General features: G+C 70.1%; 2 protein-coding genes. One reads left to right on the top strand and one right to left on the bottom strand.

Features of this window, described 5'->3' with window-relative positions; genetic code table 11:
• On the top strand, positions 1–536 hold a 536-nt coding region (locus PKH97_RS15005), incomplete at its 5' end, for a nucleoside/nucleotide kinase family protein (protein WP_324388388.1).
• A gap of 102 nt (positions 537–638) precedes the next feature.
• Here the strand turns inward: PKH97_RS15005 and PKH97_RS15000 are convergent.
• Entirely contained in the window at positions 639–3,593 is a 2,955-nt protein-coding gene (locus tag PKH97_RS15000) for a glycosyltransferase (protein ID WP_324388387.1), read from the bottom strand.
• Positions 3,594–3,629: the final 36 nt, after the last annotated feature.

Below are 3,629 nucleotides of genomic sequence, written 5' to 3'. Positions count from 1 at the left end.
CGGGCAAGTCCACGCTCGCCGCGGCCGTGGTCGGGGAGCTGATAGCCGCGGGCGTGGCCGCAGCCCAGGTGCCGATGGACGGCTTCCACCTCGCCGACGTGCAGCTCGACCGGCTCGGCCTGCGGCGGGTCAAGGGCGCTCCGCCGACCTTCGATGGTGACGGGTATGCCGTGTTGCTGGAACGGCTTCGCGGGGACCGGGATCGGGCGATCTATGCCCCGAACTTCGAGCGCGACCTGGAGCAGCCCCTGGCCGGCGCCATCGCCGTCGAGCCCGAGATCGATATCGTCGTGACGGAAGGGAATTACCTTCTGTTGCAGGATGATCCGTGGCCGCGGACGCGGGCGGCGTGCGACGAGGTCTGGTTCGTCGACGTCGATCAGGAGGTGCGGCTCGACCGGCTTATCGCCCGGCACGTGATTTTCGGCAAGTCCCCGCAGGATGCGCGTGAATGGGTGATGCGCAATGACGAGGCCAACGCCCGCCTGGTGATCGCCGGGCGCGAATCGGCCGACCTCGTGGTCAGGATGGCCTGAGGCAATCCGCGTTCGAGGTGGTCGGTGCCGACTCAGCACACGTTAGGTGACGTCCAGCAAGGTAGACCCTGCTCGACGTCACCTAAACCCTGCTAGCAGAGGTTAGTGGCGGGTGTTGACCGGGAAACGGGTGACGGCGCCACTGCACTGCTGGGCGATGGCGGTGACGCCGGGCCGGGCGGCCTGGGCCACGAGTTCGGGCGTGACCGACGCGCCGGGGGTGAGGGCGTCGGCGAGGTCGCGCAGGGTCGCCAACGCCGCCGCGTGGCCCCCCTCCCCGCCCGTATGCCGTGCCGCCAGTGAGTCGGCATGCTCGCCGTCGCCTCCGCGCCGCAACGCGATGGTCACCCAGGCGGGTTCGTCAGGCTCGGTGTCCAGCTTGCCCGCCGGGCCAGGCAACTGGCCTGCTGGGCCGGGCAGTTGGCTCGCCGGGCCAGGCAACTGGACTGCCCGGCCGGGCAGGGCGCTCGCTGACGGGGGGAGTGCGTCGCTGTCGACAGCTGTTGCGGGCGAGGGCGATTCGGTGCGGATCGCGCCCAGCACCTCGTGCATCCGCTCGGCGAAGCGCTCCGTGCTGAAGTGGTCGCGGACCCAGGCTTGCGAGCGGGCGACCTGAGCGGCATACGCCGGCGGGTTGGCGACGAAGGCGTCGAGCAACGCGCGCACGCCGGCTGGCTCGGCATACACACATGCCTCGCCGAAGGTGTCGGCGTGCTTCGGGGCGGCGATCACGACGGCCCCGCAGGTGGCGGACTCCAGCAGCGCACGCCCGAACGCCTCGTGCGCATTCGGGTTGTCCATGTAGACAACGAAGTCGACCCCACTGAGGAACTCGCGGACGTCCTTCTCCTTGTGCTCTAGGAGAGTCCAGTTCGCGGGCATCGCGGCGTCGGCCTGCTTGAGCAAGGCCGGGACCGTGGCGGTGGCACCCATCATCCGCACGGCATACGGCTCGGGGAGCGCGTAGGCCGCCAGCAGGTCGGCGGGGTCATCGGGGAATTTGATTGGGTTGTCGCGGGAGAAGCGGCCCACGACCGGGCGCTCGGCCACCGGTCGTTCGGAACGGACGTGCCAGGCGTCGACGTCGATCAACCCCGGGTTGTCCCAGTCGGTCACCAGCCCCGGTGGCAGCTCCGCCTCCAGGATGCGTCGGATCGTCGGGCCCTGCGGAATCCACTGCGGCACAACGCCGAAGAGCCCCTCGGCATGCGCGGTCACGTCCGCCGGCACATAGCGCGGATCGGAACCGTCGGGCTCGTGCGGGGCCTGGTTCGCCATCACGAAAAGCCGGCGCGGGGTGAACGTCCGCGGCAGCGACGGAGGGAACTGCAGGATCGGGGGATAGCGGATCAGCAGGATGTCGACATCGATGTCGTCATCGGGAAAGACTCGCTCCACGGCTGAACTCGAGATCAGGTCCTGCACCGGCTCGCACAGGGGTTGGTCCTGGCTGGTGTAGAAGCGCAGCGCCTCGATATGCATCACCGCCACCCGCAACCCTGCCGCCAGCGCCGCTGCGATCTCGTTCATCATCGAGACCTGCGGCCCGCCGTAGCGTCGCCAATCACCCGCGATAACCAAGTCGATGTGTTGCGGCGCAGCGAGTTTCGCGTCCACCGGCCGGGTCCAGCGCCGGGGCGCCGGGAAGGTACGTGCCGCGTCGGGGTCGAGGAATGGGTCAGCGCCGGTGTGATTGATCGCCTCGTGCCAACGCGTGTAGGCCTGCTTGTAGGCCGGTCGTGCCTCGTGCCGCCAGCCGGCCGCGAAGTCGTCCGCCGACAGCGATTCGGTGCTGCTGCGCAGTATGGTCAGGATGTCGTTCGGGATGTCGAGCACGCGCTGACCAAATGCCGCCTCGATGCGCCGGGCGTATTCGGTGTCGGCGGCCTTGCGGATGGTGTCGAAGAATCCGATCCGGCCCATCACCTCCGGCCCGCGGAAGAGCAGTGCGGACGCGGCCACGAAGGGGCCGGCATAGCCTGGGCGCGTGACGGTGAGCGACTCGTCGGCCCGCACACCGAGGGACCGGGTCGCCATCAAGCCGGGCTGCGCCAGCAGCGGCGCCACCCCGAGTTCGAGTCGCTGGGGGTGCGCCCAGTCATCGGAATCCAGGCAGGTGATGAAGCCGCCGCGGGCTTGGCGCATCGCGGTGTTGCGGCAGCGATAGGTGCCCCCGTTGACGGCCTTGCGGATCACCCGGATGCGCGGATCGAGTGCCTCGACCGCCTCCAACACGCCCGGCTGGGGCGCTGGGGACGCGTCATCGACGACCAGTAACTCCCAGTCCTGCCAGGTCTGTTCGACCATCGACCGCGCGGCGGTCAGGAGCGGCTGACCGGGGTTGTAGGCGCTGGTGATCACCGTGATCAACGGGCCGGTGACCGGCGTCGTCACGGCCCCGGCGGTGAGCGCGTCAAAAAGCGTCGGCCCTTCGCCGAGCAGCCCCACGGGCACGGTCTCGGGGCTGCTGATCAGAGCAGCGGACAGCGACGCCAGCCAGTCGGCTCGAGCGCGACCACCAGCTGCCGGGCCGAGCAGGTCGGCTCCCAAGAAGGCGGCGACCGACGGCGTCAGCTTGCCGACCTGAGCGCCGGGCACCTCGGCATACGCACCGGTAGCGAAGAGCAACTGCGGATAGAGATCGAGGTGACGACGCTTCAGCCGCGCCAGCGAACCCGCCTCGTGCAGGAGGCGATAGAGCCCGATCGCCACCGCGCGCCCGCGCGCATCACCGAACTGAAGGGCGCTGACCTGCGCGTATGCCGCGACCAGCTCGGGTTCGTAGTTGGCGATCTCGCGGAAGTCGGCGGTGCGCGCAGCGCCTCCGGTGGCACCGTCAGGTGCGGCACCGGCCGCACGCAGGCCGAGCCCGTCGAGGCCGTCGGCGACGAGCGCGCCCTTGGTCGCGGCATACGCCAGCACATCGCGGCCGCTGCCGATCCGTGCGCGCAGCAGGGTGGGGGCGAAACCCTTGTCCTTCGGCGGTATGCCGCGGGCGAGCGAGGCGATGACGTCCAGTCGCGTCGGCGCGACCGGTGGGCGGGCCGGTCGCGCCATCAGCCGGGCAGGACGATGCTGGCGACGCCCGCGGGG

It is taken from the genome of Nostocoides sp. (genome assembly GCF_035343835.1).
GTDB classification, from domain to species: Bacteria; Actinomycetota; Actinomycetes; order Actinomycetales; family Dermatophilaceae; genus Nostocoides_A; species Nostocoides_A vanveenii.
This window is presented reverse-complemented; position numbering and strand designations above follow the sequence as displayed.